Below are 752 nucleotides of genomic sequence, written 5' to 3' on the forward strand. Positions count from 1 at the left end.
TGCACACTGGGCAACCGGCCGGAGGCACCGGCCTGGGCGCGCAGCCGCCCACGCTCGTGAAGCAGTACGAGGCGCAGCTTCGCTCCGCGGAGCGTCCGGACTACGCCCACCACCTCTACCGGGAGTTCGCGCGCGCGGACACCGGCCACGCGCTGTCCCCGGCGGACGCGGAGCTGTTCTGGGTGAAGAAGACGCTGGCCTTCGCGGCGTGGGAGCCCGGCACGTTCCTGGGGCTCATCGGCCGCAAGCTCGCCTTCTTCCTGTTCGGGCCGGACGGGCACGACCTGGTGGAGGTGCGTCGCGCGGAGGCGCGGCTGGCGGTGTGGCCGCTGGTGAGCGCGCAGGCGTTGGGGTTGATGGGACTGGCGGGCCTGCTCATCGCGCTGCTCCGCCGGGTGCGCGTGGGCTGGGGCGTGCTGTACCTGTTCGCCAGCTCCGTGCTCGCGCTGGGGTTCTACGTGGTGAGCCGCTACCGCGTCGCCGCGCTGCCGGCGTGGGCCCTGTTCGCGGGGGTGGGCGTGGCGGCGGTGTTCCAGGCGCGACGGCAGCCGCGGGCGCTGGCGCTGTATGGCGGGCTGACGGCGGCGGTCTTCGCGCTGCCGGTGTTGTTTCCCTTCGTGCGGGACGTGCAGCGGCAGTTCGAGCGCGGTGAGACGAACGCGGCGGATGCGTCCGCGATGGCCGCCGCGCTGGCGGCGGGGCGCTACGACGAGGCCACGCGCGCGTTCGAGCGGCTCCAGGCGGCGCAGCCC

At 74.5% G+C, this 752-nt stretch carries 1 protein-coding gene; it reads left to right on the forward strand.

What is annotated here, in order from left to right:
* Positions 1 to 752, forward strand: a 752-nt coding sequence (locus tag ACLEQD_RS44650; RefSeq protein ID WP_410391959.1) for a hypothetical protein, incomplete at both ends; no start/stop codon positions are given.

Origin of the sequence: Corallococcus sp. 4LFB (assembly GCF_046520365.1) — a bacterium.
Lineage (GTDB): Bacteria > Myxococcota > Myxococcia > Myxococcales > Myxococcaceae > Corallococcus > Corallococcus caeni.